Origin of the sequence: Pseudomonas sp. BJa5, from assembly GCF_030272875.2 — a bacterium.
Lineage (GTDB): Bacteria > Pseudomonadota > Gammaproteobacteria > Pseudomonadales > Pseudomonadaceae > Aquipseudomonas.
Genome location: NZ_JALRNG020000050.1, coordinates 1 through 25,548, shown reverse-complemented (window position 1 = coordinate 25,548; position 25,548 = coordinate 1). Strand labels below are relative to the sequence as shown.

24 protein-coding genes are annotated in these 25,548 nt (G+C 62.7%); 11 read left to right on the top strand and 13 right to left on the bottom strand.

All coding sequences use genetic code 11. From position 1 onward, the window contains the following. Positions 1-26 precede the first annotated feature (26 nt). From aruF to acs, 8 genes are all read right to left on the bottom strand, one after another. On the bottom strand, positions 27-1,046 hold the full coding sequence (gene aruF / locus M2D63_RS23020) for an arginine/ornithine succinyltransferase subunit alpha (RefSeq protein ID WP_285865366.1): 1,020 nt from the start codon (positions 1,044-1,046) through the stop codon (positions 27-29). 132 nt (positions 1,047-1,178) lie between these two features. After that, on the bottom strand, positions 1,179-2,399 hold the full coding sequence (locus M2D63_RS23015; RefSeq protein WP_285865364.1) for an aspartate aminotransferase family protein: 1,221 nt from the start codon (positions 2,397-2,399) through the stop codon (positions 1,179-1,181). 289 nt (positions 2,400-2,688) lie between these two features. Continuing rightward, positions 2,689-3,669 (bottom strand): transcriptional regulator ArgR, encoded by a 981-nt coding sequence (gene argR, locus M2D63_RS23010; protein ID WP_285865363.1) that lies wholly within the window; start codon positions 3,667-3,669, stop codon positions 2,689-2,691. Between the two features lie 94 nt (positions 3,670-3,763). Further along, on the bottom strand, positions 3,764-4,528 hold the full coding sequence (locus M2D63_RS23005) for an ABC transporter ATP-binding protein (RefSeq protein WP_133217360.1): 765 nt from the start codon (positions 4,526-4,528) through the stop codon (positions 3,764-3,766). A gap of 66 nt (positions 4,529-4,594) precedes the next feature. Beyond that, the gene (locus M2D63_RS23000; RefSeq protein WP_285865362.1) at positions 4,595-5,293 is read right to left on the bottom strand and encodes an ABC transporter permease; all 699 of its coding nucleotides are present in this window, start codon (positions 5,291-5,293) and stop codon (positions 4,595-4,597) included. Continuing rightward, positions 5,290-5,979 carry an ABC transporter permease gene (locus M2D63_RS22995; protein ID WP_285865361.1) on the bottom strand — a complete coding sequence of 230 codons (690 nt, stop codon included), beginning with the start codon at positions 5,977-5,979 and terminating at the stop codon, positions 5,290-5,292. Before M2D63_RS22995 ends, M2D63_RS23000 begins: the two co-directional genes overlap by 4 nt. Positions 5,980-6,069: 90 nt before the next feature. Then, positions 6,070-6,855, bottom strand: a complete 786-nt coding sequence (locus M2D63_RS22990; RefSeq protein WP_285865360.1) for an ABC transporter substrate-binding protein — start codon at positions 6,853-6,855, stop codon at positions 6,070-6,072. 543 nt (positions 6,856-7,398) lie between these two features. Next, positions 7,399-9,360, bottom strand: coding sequence for an acetate--CoA ligase (gene acs, locus M2D63_RS22985; protein WP_285865359.1), 1,962 nt, complete (start codon positions 9,358-9,360; stop codon positions 7,399-7,401). A gap of 406 nt (positions 9,361-9,766) precedes the next feature. Between acs and M2D63_RS22980 the strand changes: the two genes are divergently transcribed. Then, positions 9,767-10,027, top strand: coding sequence for a DUF2790 domain-containing protein (locus M2D63_RS22980; RefSeq protein ID WP_285865358.1), 261 nt, complete (start codon positions 9,767-9,769; stop codon positions 10,025-10,027). Positions 10,028-10,146: 119 nt separating this feature from the next. On the opposite strand, the gene M2D63_RS22975 is transcribed toward M2D63_RS22980, so the two are convergent. Further along, positions 10,147-11,706: a sigma-54-dependent transcriptional regulator gene (locus tag M2D63_RS22975; protein ID WP_285865357.1), complete on the bottom strand. Its 1,560-nt coding sequence runs from the start codon at positions 11,704-11,706 to the stop codon at positions 10,147-10,149. Positions 11,707-11,988: 282 nt separating this feature from the next. Between M2D63_RS22975 and phhA the strand changes: the two genes are divergently transcribed. From phhA to M2D63_RS22950, 5 genes are all read left to right on the top strand, one after another. Then, on the top strand, positions 11,989-12,777 hold the full coding sequence (gene phhA, locus M2D63_RS22970) for a phenylalanine 4-monooxygenase (RefSeq protein ID WP_285865356.1): 789 nt from the start codon (positions 11,989-11,991) through the stop codon (positions 12,775-12,777). Positions 12,778-12,819: 42 nt separating this feature from the next. Continuing rightward, positions 12,820-13,176 (top strand): 4a-hydroxytetrahydrobiopterin dehydratase, encoded by a 357-nt coding sequence (locus M2D63_RS22965; RefSeq protein WP_038613492.1) that lies wholly within the window; start codon positions 12,820-12,822, stop codon positions 13,174-13,176. Next, complete coding sequence (locus tag M2D63_RS22960; RefSeq protein ID WP_285865354.1) at positions 13,176-14,369, top strand: amino acid aminotransferase; 1,194 nt, start codon at positions 13,176-13,178, stop codon at positions 14,367-14,369. The genes M2D63_RS22965 and M2D63_RS22960 overlap by 1 nt, the downstream gene beginning before the upstream one ends. A 192-nt stretch (positions 14,370-14,561) precedes the next feature. Then, positions 14,562-14,690, top strand: a complete 129-nt coding sequence (locus M2D63_RS22955) for a hypothetical protein (RefSeq protein WP_258578902.1) — start codon at positions 14,562-14,564, stop codon at positions 14,688-14,690. Positions 14,691-14,790: 100 nt separating this feature from the next. Beyond that, on the top strand, positions 14,791-15,966 hold the full coding sequence (locus tag M2D63_RS22950) for an MFS transporter (RefSeq protein ID WP_285865353.1): 1,176 nt from the start codon (positions 14,791-14,793) through the stop codon (positions 15,964-15,966). A gap of 10 nt (positions 15,967-15,976) precedes the next feature. On the opposite strand, the gene arfB is transcribed toward M2D63_RS22950, so the two are convergent. The 3 genes from arfB to M2D63_RS22935 form a co-directional block, all read right to left on the bottom strand. Next, positions 15,977-16,390 carry an alternative ribosome rescue aminoacyl-tRNA hydrolase ArfB gene (gene arfB, locus M2D63_RS22945; protein ID WP_285865352.1) on the bottom strand — a complete coding sequence of 138 codons (414 nt, stop codon included), beginning with the start codon at positions 16,388-16,390 and terminating at the stop codon, positions 15,977-15,979. A 40-nt stretch (positions 16,391-16,430) separates the two neighbouring features. After that, positions 16,431-16,622 (bottom strand): hypothetical protein, encoded by a 192-nt coding sequence (locus tag M2D63_RS22940; RefSeq protein ID WP_285865351.1) that lies wholly within the window; start codon positions 16,620-16,622, stop codon positions 16,431-16,433. A 108-nt stretch (positions 16,623-16,730) separates the two neighbouring features. Next, entirely contained in the window at positions 16,731-17,087 is a 357-nt protein-coding gene (locus M2D63_RS22935) for a helix-turn-helix transcriptional regulator (RefSeq protein WP_353050877.1), read from the bottom strand. 203 nt (positions 17,088-17,290) lie between these two features. On the opposite strand from M2D63_RS22935, the gene M2D63_RS22930 reads away from it, so the two are divergent. The 5 genes from M2D63_RS22930 to M2D63_RS22910 all read left to right on the top strand — a co-directional run bounded on the left by M2D63_RS22930 (position 17,291) and on the right by M2D63_RS22910 (position 23,158). Further along, complete coding sequence (locus M2D63_RS22930; RefSeq protein WP_285865350.1) at positions 17,291-17,950, top strand: DUF1120 domain-containing protein; 660 nt, start codon at positions 17,291-17,293, stop codon at positions 17,948-17,950. A 119-nt stretch (positions 17,951-18,069) separates the two neighbouring features. Continuing rightward, a complete protein-coding gene (locus M2D63_RS22925; RefSeq protein WP_285865349.1) occupies positions 18,070-18,705 on the top strand; it encodes a DUF1120 domain-containing protein in 636 nt (211 codons plus the stop codon). 137 nt (positions 18,706-18,842) lie between these two features. Next, positions 18,843-19,553 (top strand): fimbria/pilus chaperone family protein, encoded by a 711-nt coding sequence (locus M2D63_RS22920; protein ID WP_285865348.1) that lies wholly within the window; start codon positions 18,843-18,845, stop codon positions 19,551-19,553. Beyond that, entirely contained in the window at positions 19,550-21,994 is a 2,445-nt protein-coding gene (locus tag M2D63_RS22915; RefSeq protein ID WP_285865347.1) for a fimbria/pilus outer membrane usher protein, read from the top strand. The genes M2D63_RS22920 and M2D63_RS22915 overlap by 4 nt, the downstream gene beginning before the upstream one ends. A gap of 42 nt (positions 21,995-22,036) precedes the next feature. Next, positions 22,037-23,158 carry a DUF1120 domain-containing protein gene (locus M2D63_RS22910; protein WP_285865346.1) on the top strand — a complete coding sequence of 374 codons (1,122 nt, stop codon included), beginning with the start codon at positions 22,037-22,039 and terminating at the stop codon, positions 23,156-23,158. Between the two features lie 46 nt (positions 23,159-23,204). Here the strand turns inward: M2D63_RS22910 and M2D63_RS22905 are convergent, their stop codons facing one another. Continuing rightward, positions 23,205-24,626, bottom strand: coding sequence for an amino acid permease (locus tag M2D63_RS22905; protein WP_285865345.1), 1,422 nt, complete (start codon positions 24,624-24,626; stop codon positions 23,205-23,207). Between the last annotated feature and the right edge of the window lie 922 nt (positions 24,627-25,548).

Below are 25,548 nucleotides of genomic sequence, written 5' to 3'. Positions count from 1 at the left end.
GGTACGCGGTTATCGAACCGCAGGGATCAAACCGCGACCAGGCGCACGCTGGCGCCTTCACCGACGCCCAGGGCGTCGGCGGCTTCAAGACTCAGGGTGACCGGCTTGCCAGGCACCCAGTCCAGTTCCAGCAGTACGGCGCGGTAGTCCTGCAACTGGCCGTTGCACACCAGGTATGGACGTCCACCCTTGACCACGGTGCTGTCCAGCTTGACCGGCACCACGCGGCTCTGGGCAATCGAACGGATGCTCGACACCCGCGCATGCAGGGTCGGGCCACCGTCGAAAATGTCGATGTAGTGATCGGTCTCGAAGCCTTCGCGCATCAGGATGTCGAAGGTGATCTGCGCCCGCGGATGGACCTGGCCCATGGCTTCCTGCGCGGCGTCCGGCAGCAGGGGCACATAGATCGGGTAATGCGGCATCAGCTCGGCCAGGAAGGTCCGGCTCTTGAGGCCGCACAGGCGCTCGGCCTCGGCGTAGTTGAGATCGAAGAAGTTGCGCCCGATGGCATCCCAGAACGGCGAATCGCCATTCTCGTCGCTGTAGCCGACGATCTCGGTCACCACCGAGTCGGCAAAGCGCTCGGGGTGCGCGGCCATGAACAGCAGGCGACCCCGGGAGTTAAGCTCCGACCAGCCAGTACCGACCAGTTCCGGCAGCACGTAGAAGCTGGTCAGCAGGCTGTTGCCGGTCAGGTCGTGGCACTGCGAAAGCACATGGATCTTGTTGTGGATCTTCAGCTCGCGCGAGGCGTGCACGAAGGTCTCGTTACGGAAGCTGTAGAACGGCTCGGAGTAGCCGGCGGAGGCGACAATCGCCGAACAGCCGACCAACTTGCCGGTGGTGCTGTCTTCGAGCACGAAGAAATAGCTCTCTTCACCGTTGAAGCTGACCTCGGCCGCGAAGGAGGTTTCCGAGGCGGCGATCTTGTCGCCCAGGCGACCGGCATCATCCGGCAAGGACGTGACACCAATGGGGCTGTCCGCTGCCAGACGCTGTACTTCGTCCAGATCAGCCATTTGCGCGGGGCGCATCACCAGCATGGTGTCACTCCTTTTGGGGAAACAGGCCGATCACTTCGGCACAGGAAAAAAACGGCAGATGCCCGCAGGCACCTGCGACGGAATTCGGATTCACCGGCCCCGCAGGGCCGGCGAAAAGACCTTGGGCGCGAATCAGGCCTTGGTCAGTGCAGCGGCGGCGCGTTCGAAGCGGTCCAGGCCTTCGTCGATGTCGGCATCCTCGACCACCAGGCTCGGGGCGAAACGCACCACGTCGGGACCTGCCTGCAGAACCATCAGGCCTTCTTTCTCGGCGGCGTTGAAAACGTCCTTGGCCTTGCCTTTCCAGGCCTCGGTCAGCACGCAGCCGATCAGCAGGCCGATACCACGAACCTGGCTGAACAGGCCGTACTGCTGGCCGATCTTCTCCAGGCGCGCCTTGAAGCGCTCGTGCTTGGCCTTGACGCCGGCCAGCACTTCAGGGGTGTTGACCACATCCAGCACGGCATTGGCCACGGCGCAAGCCAGCGGGTTGCCACCGTAGGTGGTGCCGTGGGTGCCGACGGCCAGGTGCTTGGCCAGGGCTTCGGTGGTCAGCATGGCGCCGATCGGGAAGCCGCCGCCCAGGCTCTTGGCGCTGGAGAGGATGTCCGGGATCACGCCGTAGTGCTGGTAGGCGAACAGTGAGCCGGTGCGGCCGACGCCGGTCTGCACTTCGTCGAAAATCAGCAGCGCATTGTGCTCGTCGCACAGCTTGCGGGCGCCTTCCAGGTAGGCCTTGTCGGCCGGTACCACACCGCTCTCGCCCTGGATCGGCTCGATCACCACGGCGCAGGTCTTGTCGGAAATCTGCGCCTTCAGCGCTTCCAGGTCGTTGTACGGCACGTGGCTGATGCCGGTGATCTTCGGCCCGAAGCCATCGGAGTACTTCGGCTGGCCACCGACGCTCACGGTGAACAGGGTGCGGCCGTGGAAGCTGTTGACGGTGGCGATGATCTCGTGTTTTTCCGGACCGAAACGGTCGTGGGCCACGCGACGGGCCAGCTTGAAGGCGGCCTCGTTGGCTTCGGCGCCGGAGTTGCAGAAGAACGCCCGCTCGGCGAAGGTCGCGTCCACCAGTTTATGGGCCAGGCGCAGGGCCGGCTCGTTGGTGAAAACGTTGGACACGTGCCACAGCTTGTTGGCCTGCTCGGTCAGGGCGCTGACCAGCGCCGGGTGAGCATGCCCCAGAACGTTCACGGCAATCCCGCCGGCGAAGTCGATCAGCTCGCGGCCCGACTGATCCCAGACGCGGGAGCCCGCACCACGAACGGGGATAAAGGCCGCCGGTGCGTAATTGGGGACCATTACCTGGTCGAAATCGGCGCGTTGCACCGGAGCTTTCGGAGCGGACATCGGAATCTCCTGAAGAGGAACGCCTGCCTGGAACTGGCGAGCGATGGGGGGATTGTAAGGACAGATCGGCGCCTGACATTGCCGCCAAGCGACAACTTCTTATAGCGCCAAACCCTGTTTTACCAAGGCTTTCGGCAATGCGACAAATAGGGTCGCAAAGGCGCAGTTTAAACGGTGCGCAGGTGCGGTGGGGAGATTCTGTACGAGCGGAATTGTGATGGATTCATCGCGGGGTAGGCGCGGGCTTGCCCCGCGATGAGGTCGTAACCGTCAATAGAGAGAAAACGACTCAACCGCGCTCGGCGGGCACCGACGACAGTTCGAACGGGCTGCTGCTGCGCCGCTGGTTGCGATCTTCCCGCGGCGTGGCGCCGAAGAAGTTGCGGTAGGCGCTGGAGAAGTGCGGCCCCGAGGAAAAGCCGCAGGACAGGCCGATCTGGATGATCGACTTGCTGGTCTGCATCAGCATCTGCCGCGCCTTGTTCAGGCGCAGCTCCAGGTAGTACTGGCTGGGTACGCGATTGAGGTACTGCTTGAAGATCCGCTCCAGTTGACGCCGCGACACGCATACGTGCTGGGCAATCTCGTCGGTGGTCAGCGGCTCTTCGATATTCGCTTCCATCAGCAGCACGGCCTGGGTCAGCTTCGGATGACTGGAGCCCAGGCGATTCTGCAGCGGAATACGCTGGCGCTCGCCGCCTTCACGGATGCGCTCGACCACCAACTCTTCAGACACTGCGCCCGCCAGTTCCGCACCGTGATCACGCGCCAGCACCGCTAGCAGCAGGTCGATCACCGACATGCCACCACACGCGGTCAGGCGGTCGCGATCCCAGTCGAACAAGTGGCTGGTGGCAATCGCCTTGGGGAAGCGCTCGGCAAAGTCATCCTGCCAGCGCCAGTGCACTGCTGCCCGGTAGCCATCGAGCAAGCCCAGTTGCGCCAGCGGATAGACACCGGCGGAGAGGCCACCGATCACACAACCGGCACGCGCCAGCTGCTTGAGTGCACTGCCCAGCCCCGAGGCCACGGCCTGTGGCGGCTCGTCGGCGAGCAGAAACAGCTTCTGGCAACCTTCAAGACGCCCGGCCCAGGGCTCGCCCGGCAGGCGCCAGGCGCCTTCGGCAGCAGGCTCGGCCTGCAGGAACGACAATTCGTAGACCACCTCCGGATGCACCCGCTGGGCCACCCGCAGAACCTCTTCGGCCAGCGCCAGGGTCAGGGCCTTGGTGCTGGGCCAGATGAGAAAACCGATGCGCTGGGTGGTCATGGGGTGCGGTTCCGAAACCTGAGGAAGGTCAAGACGTTAAACCAGGTCATGCTGCGCCGTGCAGCATGACCCATTTTGGTGCGGGACGGCAAACTTACTTCAAGCTGCCAGAGAGGAATTGCTGCAGACGCTCGGATTGCGGGTTGACCAGCACTTCGCGCGGGTTGCCGCTCTCTTCCACCAGGCCCTTGTGCAGGAACACCAGCTGGTTGGACACCTCACGGGCAAAGCCCATTTCGTGGGTGACCACCACCATGGTCCGGCCTTCCTGGGCCAGCGATTGCATGACCTTGAGCACGTCGCCCACCAGCTCCGGGTCGAGCGCGGAGGTCGGCTCGTCGAACAGCATCACCTCCGGCTCCATCGCCAGCGCCCGGGCAATGGCCACGCGCTGCTGCTCACCACCGGACATATGCCCAGGATAGGCGTCCTTGCGATGGGCGACACCGACCTTGGCCAGGTAATGCTCGGCTTTTTCCAGGGCGTCCTTCTTCGACATGCCCAGCACGTGCACCGGGGCCTCGATGATGTTTTCCAGCGCCGTCATGTGCGACCACAGGTTGAAGTGCTGGAACACCATCGACAGGCGCGAACGCATGCGCTGCAGTTGCTTGGGATCGGCGGCCTTGAGCGCGCCGTCCTTGTTCGCCACCAGCTTGAGCTCTTCGTTGTTGAGCAGGATCTTGCCCGCATGCGGCTGCTCGAGCAGGTTGATGCAGCGCAGGAAGGTACTTTTGCCCGAACCACTGGAGCCGATGATGCTGATCACGTCGCCCGCCTTGGCGGCCAGGGACACGCCCTTGAGCACTTCGTGACTGCCATAGCGTTTATGCAGGTCTTGGACTTGAAGTTTGTACATGCTGTCGGTTCTCACAAAGCAGTCAGTCTTGAGCTAACGCCCAGGGCGAAAAAGTTGCCGCAGGCCTCAGGCCTTGCGCGGCGCCAGGTAGCCGAGCCAGCGGCGCTCGGCCAGCTTGAACAGGCGCACCAGAATGAACGTCAGGCACAGGTAGAACACGCCGGCGGTGATGTAGGCCTCGAACGGCAGGTAGAACTGGGCGTTGACCGTGCGCGCCGCACCGGTGATGTCGATCAGGGTAACGATCGACGCCAGGCTGGTGGTCTGCAGCATCATGATCACCTCGTTGCTGTACTGCGGCAGGGCCCGGCGCAGGGCCGACGGCAGCAGGATGCGACGGTACATCTTGATCCGCGACATGCCCACGGCCTTGGCTGCCTCGATCTCGCCATGGGGCGTGGCCTTGAGGCTGCCGGCGATGATCTCTGCAGTGTAGGCACTGGTGTTGATGGCAAAGGCCAGGCAGGCACAGAAGGTCGCGCTCGACAGCCACGGCCAGAACACGCTCTCGCGCACCACTTCGAACTGGGCCAGGCCGTAGTAGATCAAAAACAGCTGGACCAGCATCGGCGTGCCACGGATCACGTAGGTGTAGAGCCAGGCGATGAGGTTGACCACGGGCTGCTTGGACACCCGCATCAGCCCCAGCGGAATGGCCGTCAGCAGACCGAAGAACAGCGACAGCGCCAGCAGCTTGAGGGTGGTCAGCAGGCCGCCGAGATACAGCGGCAGCGCTTCCCAGATGACGTTGTAGTCGAAAATCATAGTTCAGCCGCCTTTACGCCAACCGAGTAGCGCTTCTCGAGGTAACGCAGGGCCAGCAGCGAGACACTGGTGATCACCAGGTACAGGGCCGCGACCGCCAGGAAGAAGGTGAAAGGCTCGCGGGTGGCATCGGCCGCCTGCTTGGCCTTGAACATCATGTCCTGCAGACCCACCACCGAAATCAGTGCCGTGGCCTTGGTCAGGACCAGCCAGTTGTTGGTAAAGCCGGGAATCGCCAGGCGAATCATCTGCGGCACCATCACCCGGAAGAAAATCTGCAGGTTGCTCATGCCGTACGCCATGCCGGCTTCGGCCTGGCCCTTGGGAATGGCCATGAACGCACCGCGGAAGGTTTCCGACAGATAGGCACCGAAAATGAAGCCCAGGGTGCCGATGCCCGCCATCAGCGGATTGAGGTCGATGTAATCGTCGTGCCCCAGCAGCGGCGCGATGCGGTTGAGCAGGTCCTGGCCGCCGTAGAAGATCAGCAGGATCAGAACCAGATCGGGAATCCCGCGGATCACCGTGGCGTACAGGTCGCCCAGCCAGGCCAGCCAGCGCACCGGCGACAGGCGCAGGGCCACGCCAATAAGGCCGAGTACAATGGCCAGGGCCATGGACGACAAGGCGAGCTGCAGCGTCAGCCACACGCCATCGAGGATGACTGCCCCGTAGCCTTTCAACATGATGAGGTCCTCGACCTTAGGGATGAAAAAATGGTGCAAACCTCAGAAGCTCTGCTGCTTGCACCATTACACAGGTGAAACGTCGACGATTTACTTGGCGTCAGGGCCGTAGATGTCGAAGTTGAAGTACTTGTCCTGGATCGCCTTGTACTTGCCATTGGCGCGGATGGCCGCGATGGCAGCGTTCAGGCGGTCGAGGTTGGCCTGGTCGCCCTTGCGCACGGCAATGCCGATGCCGTCGCCGAAGTATTTGGCATCGGTGAAGGCCGGACCGACGAAGGCGTAGCCCTTGCCGGCATCGGTCTTCAGGAAGCCGTCTTCGAGCAGGGTGGCATCGGCCACGGTGCCGTCCAGGCGACCGGCAGCGACGTCCAGGTAGATTTCGTTCTGGGTGCCGTAGGGAACGATGGTGGCGCCTTGTGGAGCCAGCACTTCCTTGGCGAAGCGGTCGTGGATCGAGCCACGCTGCACGCCGATTTTCTTGCCCTTGAGCTCAGTCAGGCTGTCGCTGACGGCAGTACCTTGCTTCATCACCAGGCGCGCCGGAGTCAGATAGTACTTGCCGGTGAAGTCCACGGACTTCTTGCGGTCTTCGGTGATCGACATGGACGAAAGAATGGCGTCGATCTTGCGCACTTTCAGCGCCGGGATCAGGCCGTCGAACTCTTGCTCGACCCAGGTGCACTTGACCTTCATCTCTTCGCACAGGGCGTTGCCGATGTCGTAGTCGAAGCCGACGATGCTGCCGTCCGGGGCTTTGGAGGCGAACGGTGGGTACGCGGCCTCGATACCGATTTTCAGCGGTTTCTCATCAGCCAGCGATGCCAGGGAAAACACAGACAGCGCCAGGGCGCCAAGCAGTGCGAGTTTCTTCATCTGGAACTCCATCGGTAAAGGGCAATACAAGGCAGAGCGTAGACTGCCCGATATGCGAATGGGTACAACGCGAGCTGCGCGGGGTCGGCGAATCGCCTGACACGCCACGAGCGAATGATCGGCATTTTAACTACAGCTCCGGAGCCGATATTTCTTCAATGCGACAACTAGTTACAGAAGCGCAGGAACGCGGGGGCGGCGATATTGACAGCTTTCGCAGAATATGCAAAAGCAAAAAGACAAATAACCAATCAACGAAGCAATAACCGGGCCTATTATTGGCAAAGCCTTCTAATCCGGCAAGCGCAGCGTTTCACGGGTTTTCCCAGCCCCACAAAAATGCCCCGAAACGACACAGTGGCGTTTCGCTTTGCCCCGCTTGCGGGCGAAACCGGTGACAGATTGGTTACCGATGATTGTCGAAGTAACAGAATGCACAAAGCCCCGCTGGCGAGCCAGGCGGGGCTTTGGTAAAGGCCTTATCGCGGGGCAAGCCCGCTCCCACAGAACCCGGTGGGAGCGGGCTTGCCCCGCGATGCGTTATCAGGCCGTAGCCAGGTTCATGGCCTTGTGGGTATCGATCAGGTGCTGCACCACGCTCGGGTCGGCCAGGGTCGAGATGTCGCCCAGGGCGTCATACTCGGCGGTGGCGATCTTGCGCAGGATGCGGCGCATGATCTTGCCCGAACGGGTCTTGGGCAGGCCTGGCGCCCACTGGATGACATCCGGCGAGGCGATCGGGCCGATTTCCTTGCGCACCCAGTTCTTCAGTTCCAGGCGCAGCGCTTCGCTGGTTTCTTCGCCGCCATTGAGGGTGACGTAGACATAGATGCCCTGCCCCTTGATGTCGTGCGGTACGCCAACCACTGCCGCCTCGGCGACTTTCGGGTGGGCGACCATGGCGCTCTCGATCTCGGCGGTACCCATGCGGTGGCCGGAGACGTTGAGCACGTCGTCGACCCGGCCGGTGATCCAGTAGTAGCCATCTTCGTCGCGACGGGCACCGTCACCAGTGAAGTACATGCCACGGAAGGTCTTGAAGTAGGTGTCGACGAAACGGTCGTGATCGCCGTACAGCGAACGCGACTGGCCCGGCCAGGAGTCGAGGATCACCAGGTTGCCTTCGGCCGCGCCTTCGATCAGGTTGCCCAGGTTGTCCACCAGCGCCGGCACCACGCCGAAGAACGGACGGGTTGCCGAGCCAGGCTTCAGGGCCGTGGCACCTGGCAGCGGGCTGATCAGCACGCCGCCGGTTTCGGTCTGCCACCAGGTATCGACGATCGGGCAGCGCTCCTTGCCCACGGTCTGGTAGTACCAGTTCCAGGCTTCCGGGTTGATCGGCTCACCCACAGAACCGAGCAGGCGCAGGCTGGAGCCATCGGCGCCGGCCACGGCGGCCTGACCTTCGGCCATCATCGCGCGGATGGCGGTCGGTGCGGTGTAGAGGATGTTGACCTTGTGCTTGTCGACGATCTTCGACACGCGGGTGATGTCCGGGTAGTTCGGTACACCTTCGAACAGCAAAGTGGTCGCGCCGTTGGCCAGCGGGCCATAGACGATGTAGCTGTGGCCGGTGACCCAACCGACGTCGGCGGTGCACCAGTAGACTTCGCCCGGGCGGTAGTCGAACACACGCTCATGGGTCAGTGCGGCGTAGACCAGGTAACCGCCGGTGGTGTGCAGCACGCCCTTGGGCTTGCCGGTGGAACCGGAGGTGTAGAGGATGAACAGCGCTTCTTCGGCGCCCATTTCCTTCGGCGCGCAGTGGCTGGACGCGACCTTCATCAGGTCTTCGTACCAGATGTCGCGGTGCTGGTGCCAGGCGATGTCGCCACCGGTGCGCTTGCACACGATGATCTTCTGCACACTGCTGGTTTCAGGGTTGGTCAGAGCCAGGTCGACGTTGGCTTTCAGCGGGGTGCGGCGGCCACCACGCAGGCCTTCGTCGGCGGTGATGACGACTTTCGACTTGCAGTCGATGATGCGTCCGGCCAGCGCTTCGGGCGAGAAGCCGCCGAACACCACCGAGTGGATCGCGCCGATACGGGCACACGCCAGCATGGCGACCACGGCCTCGGGAATCATCGGCATGTAGATGGTGACCACGTCACCGCGGTGTACATCCTGGCCACGCAGGGCGTTGGCGAACTTGCACACCTGCTCATGCAGTTCGCGGTAGGTAATGTTGCGGTGTTCGGAAGGATCGTCGCCTTCCCAGATGATTGCGACCTGATCACCACGTTCGGCCAGATGGCGATCCAGGCAGTTGTAGGAGACGTTCAGAGTGCCGTCGGCAAACCATTTGATATCGACATGGTGATCGTCGAAAGAAGTCTGCTTTACCTTGGTGAAGGGCTTGATCCAGTCCAGGCGCTGCGCCTGCTCGCGCCAGAAGCCGTCCGGGTTGATCACCGACTGTTGGTACATGGCCTTGTAGGTTGCCTCGTCGGTCAACGTGGTGGCCGCAACCTCGGGACGAACGGGGTACAGGGAAGCCGCACTCATCTTTATCTACCTCGGTGTAATAGTTGTTTTTGTATGACCTCGTTGTAACTGTACCAGACCGCGCGGGCCATTCGACGTTGGTAGTAACGCCCTCCCCCTTTGCGCCCGTGCACTTGACCGAAGGCTCAAGACCGGGCCCCGACACCTGGAAAAATAAATCAAGACGCTGGGCTGAAGGCGATTGTTACAGTTTTTGTCAACAGTGTTTATCAAAACGTCATCTGTTTAAGGCACCCGCCCGCCCCTAGAATTCGCCTCGCCAGCAACGGCACCGAGATTAACTTCTAGTTGCAGCCCCCACGAAGGCCGTTAATCCCGCGATAACTGTGATAGTTGAACTTAAGTTGCACACGCGGCGCCACAAGCGCTGCGTGCCCTCTCTCGACCTTAGACAGGTAAAATGAAAATGAAAGCGTTACTGGTATTGGCACTTGGCAGTGTTTGCAGCGCGGCGATGGCCAGCGAAGTTGCAAATGGCGACGCCGAGCAGATTCCGGTTGAGCAGTACAGTTACTCGCAGCACCTGGACATCGCCAAAGTCATTTCCATGACCGAAGTCCCGAACGTCTGCGAAGTGGTCCCGCAGCGCATGACCTACGAAGATTCGCAAGGCAAGCGGCATATCCTCGAGTACCGTGTGATGGGCAACGGTTGCTCCAACGGATAATCGCCCGCTCATCGCCGCCGCGCCCCGATCTCCCCAACCTGGGGCGCGCGACTTACATCAAACTTTGCGCTTCGCTGTCATAGAACATGCCCCTCGACTGGCATGTTCGTTAATTCCAATCATTCCCCCGTCTTGCCAACAGCATATTCACGCAACTTGTTGGCAATGGTCGTATGTGAAACACCCAGCCGTTTACCCAATGCGCGGCTACTGGGAAATTCATTCATCAATTGTTCCAGCACCGCCTTTTCGAATCGCCCGACAATCTCTCCCAGGTCGCCTTCCAGAGAAAACTCACCCAGTGGTTGGCGCGAACCATAGTCCGGCAAACGAATATGCTCGCTCTTGACCACCCCGCCATCACACAGCGATACCGCCTGGAACAACACGTTCTCCAACTGACGCACGTTACCCGGCCAGTGGTACTGGCTCAGGCGCTCCATCGCCGCTGGCGCCAGGCGTGGCAACGGGCAGCCGATCTGCCGGCTGGCCTGGTCGAGAAAATGCTCGACCAAGGGCTGCAGGCCATCCAGGCACTCGCGCAGCGGCGGGATGTGCAACGACAGCACATTCAGGCGGTGGTACAGGTCCTGGCGGAACTCGCCGCGGGCGCAGAGCTCGGACAGGTCGACCTGGGTCGCGCAGATCACCCGTACGTCCAGGTAGACCTCTTCGTCGCTGCCCACCCGGCGAAAGCAACCATCCTGCAAAAAGCGCAGCAGTTTCACCTGCAAGCGCGGGCTCATCTCGCCGACACCGTCGAGGAACAACGTCCCGCCCGCCGTCAGCTCCAGCAGCCCGAGCTTGCCTTCGGCCCGCGCGCCCTCGAAGGCACCCGGGCCGTAGCCGAACAGCTCGGTCTCGGCCATGGACTCGGGCAGCCCCGCACAGTTGAGCGCCATCAGCGGCGCCTGGCCGCGCGGGCTGGCCAGGTGACAGGCGCGCGCCAGCAGCTCCTTGCCGGTGCCGGTCTCGCCTTCGATCAGCAAGGGCGCATCCAGTGGCGCCATGCGCCGCGCCTCGCGGACCACCGCAGCCATCACCCGCGAACTCTGGAAGATGCTGTCGAAGCCACGCAACTCCTGCTTGCGCACATTATAGATGCGCTCGCCGATGCGATCGGCGCGGTGCAAGGTCAGCACCGCGCCCGCCAGGGCTTCGCTGTCGTCATGCTCCGATTGCAGCGGTGCGATGTCGGCAAGGAACACATCGCCCTTGACCTTGACCCGCAGGCCATTGATCCGCGACTTGTTGGCCCGCACCAGCTCCGGCAGGTCGAAGTCTTCGGCGTAGCGTGACAGCGGGATACCCGGCACTTCATCCACCCGCACCCCGAGCAACTGCGCCGCCGCCCGGTTGGCCGCGACGATGGAGCCGCCCATGTCGATCGACAGCACCGGAAAGTCCAGGGCACCGAGCAAGGCGTTGAGCTCCATGTGTCGGCGCTCGCTGGGCATCAGCCCCACGCGCTTGACCCCGAACACCCCGGCGATCGACTCGAACTTGGGGCGCAGGGCCTGGAACTGCAGATTGATCAGGTTGGGGCAATGCAGGTAGATCGCGTTACCGTGCTCGCCCCCCACCTCGCCGCGGGCGACGTTGATGCCGTACTCCACCAGCAGGTTGAGGATGTCCCGCAAAATGCCGATGCGGTTCTGACAATGCACTTTGATACGCATGAAATGTCCTACAAACAGGTCTACGACGAGCGTTGGCGCCCGAACTATTTTGCAGGCACCTGGAATTGTCGTAAAGAATACGTGACAAAAAGCCAGGCACTCAACGACAAATGCGCCCGACTTTTCGGCATTTCATCATAAGCGTAAAATAATCGTTACGGATTTCACGCACTCCAACCGCCTCCAGAGCGCCGCAGACCGATGCAAAGTCCGGTATAGCGGGTTATCACTTAAGCAACGGCTTGATCACATAACAAAAAAGGCCCTCAGCAGGAGAGCAGCATGAAACAGACGCAATACGTGGCTCGCGAGCCCGATGCGCAAGGGTTTATCCACTACTCGCAAGAAGAACATGCAGTATGGAACACCCTGATCACTCGCCAGATGAAAGTGGTCGAGGGCCGTGCCTGCCAGGAATACCTGGACGGTATCGAGCAGCTGGGCCTGCCCCACGACCGCATTCCGCAACTGGGCGAAATCAACAAGGTGCTGGGCGCCACCACCGGTTGGCAAGTTGCCCGGGTGCCGGCGCTGATCCCTTTCCAGACCTTTTTCGAACTGCTGGCCAGCAAGCGCTTTCCGGTTGCGACCTTCATTCGCACCGTAGAAGAGCTCGACTACCTGCAGGAACCGGACATTTTCCACGAGATCTTCGGCCACTGCCCGCTGCTGACCAACCCCTGGTTCGCCGAGTTCACCCACACCTACGGCAAGCTCGGCCTGAAGGCCACCAAGGAAGAGCGCGTGTACCTGGCGCGCCTGTACTGGATGACCATCGAGTTCGGCCTGGTCGATACCCCGCAAGGTCGCAAGATCTACGGTGGCGGTATCCTGTCCTCGCCCAAAGAGACGGTCTACAGCCTGTCCGATGAACCCGAGCACCAGGCCTTCGACCCGCTCGAAGCCATGCGCACGCCGTACCGCATCGACATCCTGCAGCCGCTGTACTTCGCCCTGCCGAACCTCAAGCGCCTGTTCGACCTGGCCCACGAAGACATCATGGGCATGGTCCACACTGCGATGAAGATGGGCCTGCACGCGCCGAAATTCCCACCCAAGGTCGCCGCGTGAGCGGCCTTGCAAACCAATAACAATCCACTTGCGGAAAACCTTATGAACGCCTTGAACCAAGCCCATTGCGAAGCCTGCCGTGCCGATGCTCCACAGGTCAGCGACGAAGAACTGCCGGTACTGATCAAGCAGATCCCGGACTGGAACATCGAAGTGCGCGACGGCATCATGCAGCTGGAAAAAGTCTTCCTGTTCAAGAATTTCAAACACGCCCTGGCCTTCACCAACGCCGTGGGCGAGATCTCCGAAGCCGAAGGCCATCACCCGGGCCTGCTGACCGAGTGGGGCAAAGTCACCGTGACCTGGTGGAGCCACTCGATCAAGGGCCTGCACCGTAACGACTTCATCATGGCCGCGCGCACCGACGAGGTCGCCAAAACCGCCGAAGGCCGCAAGTAATGCACTTCGGCGCTATCGAGCGCGTACCGGGCGATCCGATCCTCGGGCTGATGGAGGCTTACGCCAAAGACAGCAACCCGAACAAGTTCGACCTCGGTGTCGGCGTGTTCAAGGACGCCCAGGGCCTGACGCCCATTCCAGCAGCCGTCAAGCAGGCCGAACAGCGCCTGCTCGACCGCCAGCTCAGCAAGAGCTACATCGGTGGCCATGGCGATGCCGACTTCGGCCGCCTGATCAGCGAGCTGGTGCTGGGCAGCGACTCGGCGCTGCTGGCCAGCCACCGCGCCGGTGCCACCCAGACACCGGGTGGCACAGGCGCCCTGCGCCTGGCCGCGGAGTTCATCGAACACTGCCTGCCCGGGCGCGGTATCTGGCTGAGCGATCCGACCTGGCCGATCCACGAGACCATCTTCGCCGGTGCCGGCCTCAAGGTCAGCCACTACCCCTACGTGGGCGCGGACAACCGCCTCGACGTCAGCGGCATGCTGGCAGCCCTGGAAGCGGCGCCCAAGGGCGACGTGGTGCTGCTACACGCCTGCTGTCACAACCCGACCGGTTTCGACCTGTCCCGGGACGACTGGCGGGCGGTGCTGGAGGTAGTGCGTCGCCGCAACCTGCTGCCACTGATCGACTTCGCCTACCAGGGCTTTGGCGACGGGCTGGAAGAAGACGCCTGGGCGGTGCGGCTGTTTGCGGCCGAGCTGCCCGAGTTGCTGATCACCAGCTCCTGCTCGAAGAACTTCGGCCTCTACCGCGACCGTACCGGTGCCTTGCTGGTGTGCAGCCATGACGCCGACAAACTGGTGGATGTGCGCAGCCAGCTGGCCTGGCTGGCTCGCAACCTGTGGTCGACGCCACCGGATCACGGTGCTGCGGTGGTCGCGCAGATCCTCGGCGATGCAGCGCTCAAGAGCCTGTGGGTCGAAGAGGTCGAGGCCATGCGTCAACGCATCGCCCAACTGCGGGTCGGGCTGGTCGAGGCCCTGGTGCCCCACGGCTTGAGCCAGCGCTTTGCCCATATTGCCGAGCAACGCGGCATGTTCTCCTACACCGGGCTGTCGCCGGAGCAGGTCAAGCAACTGCGCGAGCGGCATAGCGTGTACATGGTCGGCACCGGTCGGGCGAACATCGCCGGCGCCGATGCGGCACGCCTTGAGGCGCTGGCTGCGGCTATCGCTGACGTCTGTCGCTGATAAACCATCGCGGGGCAAGCCCGCTCCCACAGTCACCTGTGGGAGCGGGCTTGCCCCGCGATTGCGTTCAAATGCCTACCATCAGGCAGGAAAATTCATACTGTCATCCAGACTCCTGTATCCTGCGCAGGCTTTTTTAAAAGCCACGCGCGCCTTGCGCAGCCTTTCCACACACTTGCGAGGAACGACGAGATGCATGAAATCCCGAATCTTCCCTTCCCAAGCCTGAACCCAGAAGAGCAGACACCTGCCACTCACAGCGCCGAACCAGCCCAGGCTGACTACGACGGCGACGAAACTTCCAGCGCCGACCAGGAATAATCGCGCAACGATCAGACTGTGTGAAAACGGCCGATGCAGGAACCCTTTCCTCAACACGTTTTCACACTGTCAAGAATTCTCCTCCGACAAAAGCCTCCCCATGCCCGACTCACCGCGCTCCCTTGCGGTCACCCTGCAAGTCGTCTCCATCGTCCTGTTCACCTTTATCGGCTACCTGAACATCGGCATTCCGCTGGCGGTGTTGCCCGGCTATGTCCACGACGACCTGGGCTTCGGTGCCGTGGTCGCCGGCCTGGTGATCAGCGTGCAATACCTGGCCACCCTGCTCAGCCGCCCTACCGCCAGCCGCATCATCGACAACCTGGGCAGCAAGCGCGCGGTACTCTACGGCCTGGCCGGCTGCGGCCTGAGTGGCGTATTCATGCTGATCTCGGCCGGCTTGCAGCATGTGCCGTGGGCGAGCCTGGCCAGCCTGCTGGTCGGTCGCCTGGTGCTGGGCAGTGCCGAGAGCCTGGTGGGTTCGGGGTCGATCGGCTGGGGTATCGGCCGGGTAGGTGCCCAGCACACCGCCAAGGTGATTTCCTGGAACGGCATCGCCAGCTACGGCGCACTGGCCATCGGCGCGCCCCTGGGCGTGCTGCTGGTCCAACGGTTCGGCTTGTGGAGCATGGGCGCCAGTATCGTGCTGCTGTGTCTGCTGGGCCTGCTGCTGGCCTGGCCGAAGACGGCTGCACCGGTGGTGGCCGGTGAGCGCCTGCCGTTCCTGCATGTGCTGGGACGGGTGTTCGGCCATGGTTCGGCGTTGGCCCTGGGCTCGATCGGTTTTGGCACCATCGCCACCTTCATCACCCTGTACTACGCCAGCCACGCCTGGAACAACGCGGCGCTGTGCCTGAGCCTGTTCGGTGCCTGCTTCATTGGCGCACGACTGTTGTTCGGCAACCTGATCAACCGCATCGGCGGTTACCGGGTGGCCATCGCTTGCCTGACAGTAGAAGCCCTGGGCCTGCTGATGCTCTGGCAGGCCTCCAGCGCCGAACTGGCCCTGGCCGGCGCAGCCCTGAGCGGCTTCGGCTTTTCGCTGGTGTTCCCGGCGCTGGGCGTCGAAGCGGTCAACCTGGTGCCCGCCGCCAACCGTGGCGCGGCCGTAGGCGCCTACTCGCTGTTCATCGACCTGTCACTGGGGATCACCGGACCGCTGGCCGGAGCCGTTGCTGCCGGTTTCGGCTTTGCGTCGATCTTCGTCTTCGCAGCCGGCGCCGCACTCTGTGGCTTGTTGCTGAGCCTCTACCTGTATCGCCAGGCCCGACGCTAATCAACGCAACTCAGTAGTCGACCTTGCCACGCCCGGCCTTGATTGCGCCGCGCTTGCTCTTGGTCTCCAGCCGCCGGGTTTTCGATCCCAGGGTCGGCCGGGTCGGACGACGCGCCTTCTCGACCTTGACCGCCGCCAGGATCAACTCGCGCAGACGCTCCAGCGCGTCGGCGCGGTTCTGTTCCTGGGTGCGGTACTGTTGCGCCTTGATGATAATCACCCCTTCGCGGGTGATACGGCTGTCACGCAGTGCCAGCAGGCGCTCCTTGTAGAACGGCGGCAAGGACGAGGCCTGGCTGTCGAAACGCAGGTGCACGGCACTGGAAACCTTGTTGACGTTCTGGCCCCCGGCGCCCTGGGCGCGGATCGCCGTCAGCTCAATCTCGTCGTCCGCTATCTGTACCGCATTCGAAAGTTGCAACATCACCCACCCTTTGGAAAAACACTACGCCAGCGCGCAGCGTTCAATGCATTTCGCCGCTGGCCACTCCCGCATTGCGGCACAGTACCTCGGCGATACGCAGTACATATCGCTGGTCCGCCGCCGACAAGCGCCGGAACAAGGCCAGCAGATCGCGTTCGGCATTGCTTAGCGCCTCGACCGACAAAGCATCACCCTTCATGCCAGGCACACCGATCTCAATCTCCGACATCATCACGCTTCCCTAACGTCCATGAAAACAGCGACGTTACGGGCAACAATCGGTGATCGAACCTTGGGATGTCTGAAAACATTGTAGGAAAAAGAACTGGCGGACCTGATCTCAGCCTTTCAGGCCGTGCATGGCCTCGACGACCCGCTGCACAATTTCTTGGTCACTGACGGCCAGGGACCGGTATCGGGCCAGCAGTCGCTGTTCGGCTTCGCTCAAAGAAGCCCCCTCATCCACCGAACGCACCCCGGTGATGACGTAACGCACATCAACGCCCTGGGTGGCAACGGCGGCCAGGTAAGCGGCATCGGGGTTGCGCTCACCCTTTTCATAGCTGCCCTGGGTGTTGCGGTTGACGCCGCCGAGTTGGGCCAGATCATCCTGGCGAAGCCCCAGTCGCGTACGCTCCTGGCGCAATCGCTCACCACTGCCTGCCGACTCCGACACAGCGCTTGCACAACTTTTCAAGCAAATCACCTTTACATGAATAATTTTTTGGGCATAATCAACACCCGAATCACACGGGTGCAATTGCCGCGCACAACGTCCCTGCCGTTTGTACCCGGGCAGGGCCAAGCAAAGCACACAGAAGCAGACATTCGCACCCCTTATCGCCTACACAGTGCGTAAAAAGATCGTCACGGATGATTCATTCTTCAAAGGACCGAACGATGTACAGCACGCCGTCGTGCACACTCACCGCCTTGTTGACCCTTGTCAGCGCGGGCGCAAGCGCCAGTACCACGGATGTCAATATCAGCGGAGTGCTGACCCCCTCTGCTTGCACACCTGCACTCACGAGCAACGGTCAGGTCGATTTCGGCAATATCGCCCTGCCGGACCTCGATCCCCAGCCCGGCCTCCCGGATCATTCGATCCTTGCGCCGCGCCATCTGACCTTCACGGTCATGTGCGACCGCCCCACCCGCTTTGCCCTGGTCGCTACCGGCAATCGCCGTGACAGCACCTCGATCCCGCTGCCCAATGCGTTCGGCCTGGGCACCACCAGCAGCGGGCAAGCCATCGGATACTACAGCGCGATATGGACCAACAATGATGCTCGCCTGGACAGTCTGCCCGCCGACACCTTGTACTCCGAAGACCAAGGCAACACCTGGACGCCCGTGTCGGGTGGCAGTTTCGAGCACCTGGGCGACAAGCCGGATGCACGCCTGAGCTTTACCCGACGCGGCGTTGGCCAGAACAGCCCGTCGCCGGCGACGCTGCTGACGCTCAGGCTACAAGTGTCTGGCTGGCTGCGTAACGACATACCGCATCTGGACGCAGCCTTGCTCGATGGCCACATGACCATCGAGTTGCAGTACCTCTGACGCCAGCATCGACACAACAGCTTCCCGTCGCCCCCACTCTGCCCGGCCAGGGACGGCCGACTGCGCTCGCAAAACGGGACGCCCGAGCCAACAACAACACCACTCATAAGGATATTGCTGTGAAAAAGCCTGTACTGTCCCTTGTCGTGCTTCTGGGCCTGGCCAACGCCAATGCCGTGGCAGCCACTACTGACCTGACGATCACCGGCACCATTACGCCGGTTGCCTGCACGCCGACACTGAGCAACGGTGGGCTGGTCGACTATGGCGTGCTGTCGCTGAGCGAACTTGAGGCAGGCGTGACCACCTACAGGCTGCCGGCAAAGAGCCTGAACTTCGCCATCGACTGCAGTGCGCCTGCCACCATTGCCGTGATCGCCACCGACAATCGCCGCGACAGCTCCAACGAATACCCATGGCAGTTCGGGTTGGGCATGTACGACGATCGGGCGATCGGTTACTACATCATGCAATGGCGCAACAGCGAGACCGTCGTCGACGGCGGTAATGGCTACAACCTGCTGTCGCAGGACGGCGGTGCCAGCTGGACCCCGTCTTCCCCGATCAATCTCCAGGATACCGGCAAGGTGCCAGACTTCCGCGCCTCGTTCGCCAATGTGGATGGCCGGCTACCGACAGCGGTCACCAACGTGACGGCCACCATGAACGTCCTGGGCTATGTCCACAACTACCTGACGCTCAACGACAACGCCGAGCTCGACGGCAGCGCGACGATCGAAATCGTCTACCTCTGATCGACACCATCAGCCGGGGGCATGAACCCGAAAGGCTCATCCCCCTCCCTGACACCCGGCTTGCGCCCTGTCCCGAACTGCTCGATGCAAACCGCACGGTGGAAGCCGGCACCAACGCCTGATACCGAACAACAACCATGATCAACGCGTGCAAATTCCTTGCAGGCCCCCTGCTGCCTGTAATTATCGCCTGCACCTTACCCCTGCCCCAGGCACACGCCGACGGTATGGTGCCCAGAACTTCAGTGGTCATCGTCGAGGAAGCCCGCGCCAACGGCAGCGACTTCGTGGTGACCAACACCGACCCGCATGCCGCCCTGCTGGCGGTGTTCATCGAAAACCTTGCCGAAGACGACGACAACCTGCTGGTGGTGCAGCCCACGGTAGCGCGGGTGGAAGCCGGCAAGGAGCAGCAGGTGATTTTCCACTACGTCGGCAAGGAACCACTACGGAGCCAGCGTCTGCGCCGGGTGATTTTCGAGGGCATTCGTGAGACCAGACCCGGCACTGGCATGCGGGTCAACTTTGGCGTGCGCCAGAACTTGCCGGTGATCCTCCACCCCAAGGGCCTGACGCGCAACAGCGAGCCCTGGAAAGGCTTGCAGTGGCGCGTGCAAGGCAAGCAACTGCGCGTGGAGAACAACACCCCCTATGTCGTGCGCCTGGCGCAGGAGCTGCAATTGCTGCCCGGCCAGCACCCACTGGACCTGGGTCGCAATTACGTCCTGGCCCACGAAACCATCACCCTCGACTTGCCTGATGCCGCCGCCGCGGCCAACACCGTGCGCTTTCAACCCGCCACGGTCTATGGCTTTGCGGTCGACCCATTCGAGGCCAGTATCCAGTGAGCAGCCTTGCGGATGCCTTGGGCCGAACCTGCCCACGTGAACCATTGATCCTCGGCCTGTGCCTTGGCCTGCTGGGTCTCGATACCGTCAAGCCGGCACAGGCAAGCGATCACAGCGTGTTCGACCAGCAAGTGCTGCGCCAGCGCGGCATCGATCCCAAGCTGGCGGCCCTGTTCAGCCGGCAGTCGCGCTTTGCGCCCGGTCAGCAGCAGATCACGCTGACCGTCAACGGCCGTGACAAGGGCACCACCCGGGCACGCTTCAGCCCGAACGGCAGCCTGTGTTTCGACGCTGCATTGCTGGCCTTTGCCGGGATCCAGCACCCGGCCCAGTGGCCAGTCACCCTGGACGACCAGGAGGAGCCCGAAGCGCCCGACTGCCTGCAACTGAGCGAGGCCTTTCCCCACGCCCAGGTCGAACTGCATCCGGGGCAGCACCGCGTCGTGCTCCTGGTCCCCGACCAGGCACTGCTGGCGCAGCACCAGAGCACGCCGGCCTACAGCCAGGGCGGCGTTGCCGGGCTGTTGAACTATGACCTGTTCGACGCATACAACCGTTTCGACGGCCAGACCAGCCGGTACGCAGCGGCCAACACCGAACTGGGCCTGAACATTGACAACTGGATCCTGCGCAGCCGCCAGGTACACAGCCGTTTCGATGGCCGGGGGCACAGCGAAATGCTCGACACCTATGCGCAACGCAGCTTCGCCGAGCACCGCAGCCTGTTCCAGGCCGGCGAGATCAGCCTGGTCAACCCGGTGCTCAACGGCGCGCAGATCATCGGCGCACAACTCACCCCGGAGTACGGCCTGCTCGCTCAGCTGGACAACGCCAGCGTGCAAGGCATCGCCAGCAGCCAGGCCCGGGTCGAGGTCCACCAGAACGGTGCGCTGCTGTACAGCACCGTGGTCCAACCCGGGCCCTTCACCCTCAACAACATCCCGCGCATCACCTCGCGCTCGGACCTGGAAGTCACGGTGACCGAGACCAACGGCGAGCAGCGGCGCTTTCGCGTGCCGGCCAACCTGACCGCCAGCGTTCGCCCACAATCAGGTTACAGCGTCGGCGCCGGGGTGGTGCGCAGCCATGGCCATGACACCGACGACCCGGCCGTGGCGAGCCTGGGCTACACGGGAACCCTGGGCCAGCGCTCCAGCCTGAGCGCTGGCCTGATCCTGGCCCAGCACTACGGTGGCCTGGGCGCCAGCCTGGGCACAGCCCTGACCCCGCAGCTCAGCGGTGAGATTGCAGCCATTGGCTCGCAGGCAAGCACACTGGGTAACAGCGGCGCGCAACTGGGTGGACAACTCAGTTGGCAAATGGACGATCGATGGTCGAGCCTGGTGGCCGGCAATCATCGTAGCCGCGACTACCGCGAACTGCTCGACAGCATTCAGGACGAAGACGAGCAGCTCGACGCCAGCTACCGGGACCAGCTCAGCACCAGCCTGCGCTGGGCCGGCGCCGAGTTGGGCAGTTTCAACCTCGGTTACACGCAAACCCGTTACTACGTGCACGACAGCAACCAGCGCCTGTTCCTGTCCTGGGGCAACAGTTATGGCGGCCTGACGCTGTCCGCCAGCGTAGAAAAGTCCATCGGCGACAACAATGGCTACAATGACGACGCCCTGTACCTCAGCGCCAGCATCCCCCTGGGCGGCAAACGCCGCTTGCGCAGCAGCGTGCGCCATAACGACTCAGGCACCACCAGTACCCTGGCCTACACCGAGCAGGTCAGCGACAGCCTTGGCTATCGCCTGGGCGCCGAACAGCGCTCGGGAGACGCCGCCACCCTGGCCAGCGCCGGCCTGTCGGCCTTGCCGCGCTACACCCAGGTGGACCTCAACTACAGCGGCGATGGCGACAACAGCAACTACAACCTCGGCCTGCGCGGTGGCATTGCCGCGCACGCCACGGGGATCACACCGACGCCCTACCCGATCCGCGACACCTTCGCCATCCTCTCGGTGACCGATACCCCGGGAGTCAAGGCCAGTACACCGAGCGGCCCGGTGTGGACCGACCATGCCGGCAACGCGGTCATACCGGCGCTGGCCGCCTACAGCCGCAGCCCGGTACAGATCGACCCGCAAAGCCTGCCGATCAACATCAATGTCGATGAGGGCGCAGCCACGCTACGCGCCCACCGGGGTGCGGTGCCACGCCTGAGCTTCCGGGCCTGGAGCACCCGCCGGTTACTCTTGACCCTGCTCGACGGCAGCGGCCAACCCTTGGCCAGCGGCGCTTCGGTGTTCGATGACCGTGGCCGCTTCATCAACCTGGTACAGCCGGGCGGGCTGGTGTTCATCGACAACAGCGCCGACATCGGCCACCTGATCGTCAGTGACCACCAGGCCAGGGAATGCCGGGTCACCCTGGAGCCCGAGACCGAGACCGGCACCGACCGTTTCTACACCCAGGCCCAGCACACCTGCAGCTGAGCCATCCCGCTATTCAGCGCCTCGGCGAGGCTGGGCCAAACCATGAAAACCCTACACATCTCCCTGCTCGCGTTACTCGCCTCACCCTTGACGGCCATGGCTGCCGATTGCCAACTGCAGCTGGGCCCCGCCCCCATCGACTACGGCATTGTTGATCGCAGTCGCCTGGAACCTGGCAGCCCCGGCCTGCCGCTGGCCAGAAAAACCGCGCAGCTGACCCTCAACTGCGCCAGCAGCGAAGACCTGAGCCTCTTCTTTGCCGCCTCGGCCCTGGATAATCAACGCTTCGAGCTTGCCGCATCGGGCCACTATCGGTTGCAGGCCAGCCAGGCCCTGGTCGACGGTGAACGGGTCGAGCTGGCCCGCCTCGACCACCCGGGGGCGACACCCGGCCCCGCCATGGCAACCCTGGACTGGCAACCACACGCCGGCATCGTTCCCCTCAAGGCCGGCAAGCCCGTGCAGGGGCGCAGCCTGTCCCTGACCCTGGCGGTGGAAGGCGAGCTCGCCGCCAAGGCCTTCGAGGTACGCGAGGCGAAGCAGCAACGCGCTACCGGCGAGTTCCATGCGCCACAGCTGGCCAGCACGGCAGAACTGGCCCTGCACTGGCAGATCCAGCCGGCAGCCTGCACCCCGACCCTGTCCCAGGGCGGCATAGTGGACTACGGCAGGATCACCAGCCAAAGCCTGAACAGCGACCGGCGCACCCGCCTGCCCACCCGCCAGCTGAGCCTGTCGATCCAGTGCGACAGCCCGGCGCGCTATGCCTTGCGCATGCACGACAACCGCGACGGCAGCTCGCTGGTCAACTCGCTGATCTTCTATGGCCTCGGGTACGATGCCAGTGACAACCGGATCGGCTTGTATGAAGTGCAGTTCGATCCACAGCACATCACCGCCGACCAGCTACCGAGGGTGTTCCTCACCCAGTCCACCGCCGGTGGCATCGGCTGGAGCGATTCGGGCAGCGCGCCCAGGAGCATCGCCGACACCACCGTGCTCGGCTTCAGTGATGAAGCCATGACCACCAAGGGGCCGGTGGCGATCCGCAACCTGAACGCGACGCTCGACATCATGCCGGTGATCGCCCCGACCAATGAGCTGGATAACCGCCAGGACATCCCGCTCGATGGCTCGGGCACCCTGGAGATCATCTACCTGTAAATGAAAACGCCCCGGGGACCGGGGCGTTTTTTTACAACCGTTGCGCTCAGCGCTTGAGCGAAGCCGCAGGATTGGCTGCAGTCGCCTTGCTGCGGTTGGTCTTGAGGCTGTAGCACACGGCCATCACCACCAGCCAGACCGGGATGGCATAGACCGAGACCTGGATACCCGGGATCTGCAGCATGATGCCCAGGATCAGCACCACGAAGGCCAGGCAGATGTAGTTGCCGTAGGGGTACCACAGCGCCTTGAACAGCGGCTTCTGGCCGGTCTTGTTCATGTGCTGGCGGAACTTGAGGTGCGAGTAGCTGATCATCGCCCAGTTGATCACCAGGGCAGCCACCACCAGCGACATCAGCAGCTCCAGGGCGTGCTGCGGAACGAAGTAGTTGAGCAGCACAGCCACCAGGGTCACGGCAGCCGAAGCCAGGATCGAACGCACCGGCACGCCGCGCTTGTCGATCTTCGCCAGGCCCGCCGGGGCATCGCCTTGTTCGGCCATGCCGTAGAGCATGCGGGCGTTGCAGTAGGTGCCGCTGTTGTACACCGAGAGCGCCGCGGTCAGGACCACGAAGTTGAGGATGTGCGCAGCCACGTCGCTACCCAGCAGCGAGAACACCTGGACGAACGGGCTGGCGCCGTAGGTGCCGCCGGAGGCGTCCAGGCTGGTCACCAGGCTGTCCCACGGGGTCAGCGACAGCAGCACCACCAGGGCGCCGATGTAGAAAATCAGGATACGGTAGATGACCTGGTTGATCGCCTTGGGGATCACGGTTTTCGGTTTGTCGGCCTCGGCTGCGGTGAAACCGAGCATTTCCAGGCCGCCGAAGGAGAACATGATGATCGCCAGGGCCATGACCAGGCCGCTCACGCCGTTGGGGAAGAAGCCGCCGTGTTCCCACAGGTTGCTCACCGACGCCTGCGGGCCGCCGTTGCCGCTGACCAGCAGGTAGCTGCCCAGGGCGATCATGCCGACGATGGCCAGGACCTTGATGATCGCGAACCAGAACTCGGCCTCGCCGAATACCTTGACGTTGGCCAGGTTGATTGCGTTGATCAGGATGAAGAAGGCCGCTGCCGAAGCCCAGGTCGGGATCTCCGGCCACCAGTAGTGGATGTATTTACCGACCGCGGTCAGCTCCGACATGCCGACCAGGATGTACAGCACCCAGCAGTTCCAGCCCGACAGGAAGCCGGCGAAACCGCCCCAGTATTTGTGGGCAAAGTGACTGAAGGAACCGGCCACCGGCTCTTCGACGATCATCTCGCCGAGCTGGCGCATGATCATGAAGGCGATGAAGCCACAGATCGCATAGCCGAGGATCATCGACGGGCCTGCCGATTTCATGACGCCGGCCGATCCCAGGAACAGCCCGGTACCAATTGCACCGCCCAAGGCGATCAACTGGATGTGGCGATTTTTCAGGCCGCGTTTCAGCTCGCCTGAATGTGTGTTTTGTCCACTCATGAACGAAGTCACCTGCTTGTTTTTATCTGTGACGGAATCGGACCCACCGCGCTCGTGGCGCAGCGGAATTAACAAGGTGGTTACCTTGAGGGTCTTGGCCGACCGCTGCCCGTCCAGGGCAGTAGCCGTGGTCGAATCAGCCGGGTGTCAGCAAGAGTGCGCGGTACGCATTGGGGTCACAGGTAAAACGCGGCGCATTGTATACCCCTGAAGACGCGCAGGGGTCAACACGTTGCGTGACTGTCTGACGACAAAACGCACCGGTCCTGGGGAAGGGATCTAGCCTGGGGGGGTAATCGGCGTACATGGCGCCTCCATTTGTTCTTATTGAATGCCCGGCTCTCCGGCCCTGGCTTTGCACACGGCAATGACGCACATCTCACCGTTCCAGCGGCCTGCGGGCAAGCGCTTGACGTCTACGGAAACGGCCCAGGCCCGGGCGCTGCGGAAAGTTTTGTTTACAGATGGAGCGAACTACGGAAGGCACCGGACATCCGGGGGCTATTTGTAACGTTTTATTTACAATGCGGTGCGAAAACTTGCCAGTGCTTCCTTGGGATCGCGTAAGGCTCGGTTTTTAAAGGCAAAAAAGGTTCTACATGGAATTCCGGGGGATTTGATCCTTGGGCTTGGGCTTGGGCTTGGGCTTGAGCTTGGGTTTGGGTTTTGAGGTTGTGAGGTTGTGAGGTTGTGAGGTTGTGAGCTTATCCATTCAATGTGGCGACGCTGCCGGCCCCTTCCGCCTTTACGGCGGCCTACTTTTCTCTTGGGAAAAGTAGGCAAAACCGCCTGCTCCTGCATCCGGCCCTCCGCTGCGCTCCGGGTCCCCTCGCTACGGCGCCCTCCGGGGCCACGCGGCCTACGACTTGCTACGCAAGTCTACGGCTCGCGTTCTTCGGCTACGCCGAAGGTGCTGCGCACG

What these genes read in the sequence shown, in the direction of transcription:
- aruF (WP_285865366.1), bottom strand. Translation starts at nt 1,046, where the DNA reads ATGCTGGTGATGCGCCCCGCGCAAATGGCTGATCTGGACGAAGTACAG.
- M2D63_RS23015 (WP_285865364.1), bottom strand. Translation starts at nt 2,399, where the DNA reads ATGTCCGCTCCGAAAGCTCCGGTGCAACGCGCCGATTTCGACCAGGTA.
- argR (WP_285865363.1), bottom strand. Translation starts at nt 3,669, where the DNA reads ATGACCACCCAGCGCATCGGTTTTCTCATCTGGCCCAGCACCAAGGCC.
- M2D63_RS23005 (WP_133217360.1), bottom strand. Translation starts at nt 4,528, where the DNA reads ATGTACAAACTTCAAGTCCAAGACCTGCATAAACGCTATGGCAGTCAC.
- M2D63_RS23000 (WP_285865362.1), bottom strand. Translation starts at nt 5,293, where the DNA reads ATGATTTTCGACTACAACGTCATCTGGGAAGCGCTGCCGCTGTATCTC.
- M2D63_RS22995 (WP_285865361.1), bottom strand. Translation starts at nt 5,979, where the DNA reads ATGTTGAAAGGCTACGGGGCAGTCATCCTCGATGGCGTGTGGCTGACG.
- M2D63_RS22990 (WP_285865360.1), bottom strand. Translation starts at nt 6,855, where the DNA reads ATGAAGAAACTCGCACTGCTTGGCGCCCTGGCGCTGTCTGTGTTTTCC.
- acs (WP_285865359.1), bottom strand. Translation starts at nt 9,360, where the DNA reads ATGAGTGCGGCTTCCCTGTACCCCGTTCGTCCCGAGGTTGCGGCCACC.
- M2D63_RS22980 (WP_285865358.1), top strand. Translation starts at nt 9,767, where the DNA reads ATGAAAGCGTTACTGGTATTGGCACTTGGCAGTGTTTGCAGCGCGGCG.
- M2D63_RS22975 (WP_285865357.1), bottom strand. Translation starts at nt 11,706, where the DNA reads ATGCGTATCAAAGTGCATTGTCAGAACCGCATCGGCATTTTGCGGGAC.
- phhA (WP_285865356.1), top strand. Translation starts at nt 11,989, where the DNA reads ATGAAACAGACGCAATACGTGGCTCGCGAGCCCGATGCGCAAGGGTTT.
- M2D63_RS22965 (WP_038613492.1), top strand. Translation starts at nt 12,820, where the DNA reads ATGAACGCCTTGAACCAAGCCCATTGCGAAGCCTGCCGTGCCGATGCT.
- M2D63_RS22960 (WP_285865354.1), top strand. Translation starts at nt 13,176, where the DNA reads ATGCACTTCGGCGCTATCGAGCGCGTACCGGGCGATCCGATCCTCGGG.
- M2D63_RS22955 (WP_258578902.1), top strand. Translation starts at nt 14,562, where the DNA reads ATGCATGAAATCCCGAATCTTCCCTTCCCAAGCCTGAACCCAGAAGAG.
- M2D63_RS22950 (WP_285865353.1), top strand. Translation starts at nt 14,791, where the DNA reads ATGCCCGACTCACCGCGCTCCCTTGCGGTCACCCTGCAAGTCGTCTCC.
- arfB (WP_285865352.1), bottom strand. Translation starts at nt 16,390, where the DNA reads ATGTTGCAACTTTCGAATGCGGTACAGATAGCGGACGACGAGATTGAG.
- M2D63_RS22940 (WP_285865351.1), bottom strand. Translation starts at nt 16,622, where the DNA reads ATGATGTCGGAGATTGAGATCGGTGTGCCTGGCATGAAGGGTGATGCT.
- M2D63_RS22930 (WP_285865350.1), top strand. Translation starts at nt 17,291, where the DNA reads ATGTACAGCACGCCGTCGTGCACACTCACCGCCTTGTTGACCCTTGTC.
- M2D63_RS22920 (WP_285865348.1), top strand. Translation starts at nt 18,843, where the DNA reads ATGATCAACGCGTGCAAATTCCTTGCAGGCCCCCTGCTGCCTGTAATT.
- M2D63_RS22910 (WP_285865346.1), top strand. Translation starts at nt 22,037, where the DNA reads ATGAAAACCCTACACATCTCCCTGCTCGCGTTACTCGCCTCACCCTTG.
- M2D63_RS22905 (WP_285865345.1), bottom strand. Translation starts at nt 24,626, where the DNA reads ATGAGTGGACAAAACACACATTCAGGCGAGCTGAAACGCGGCCTGAAA.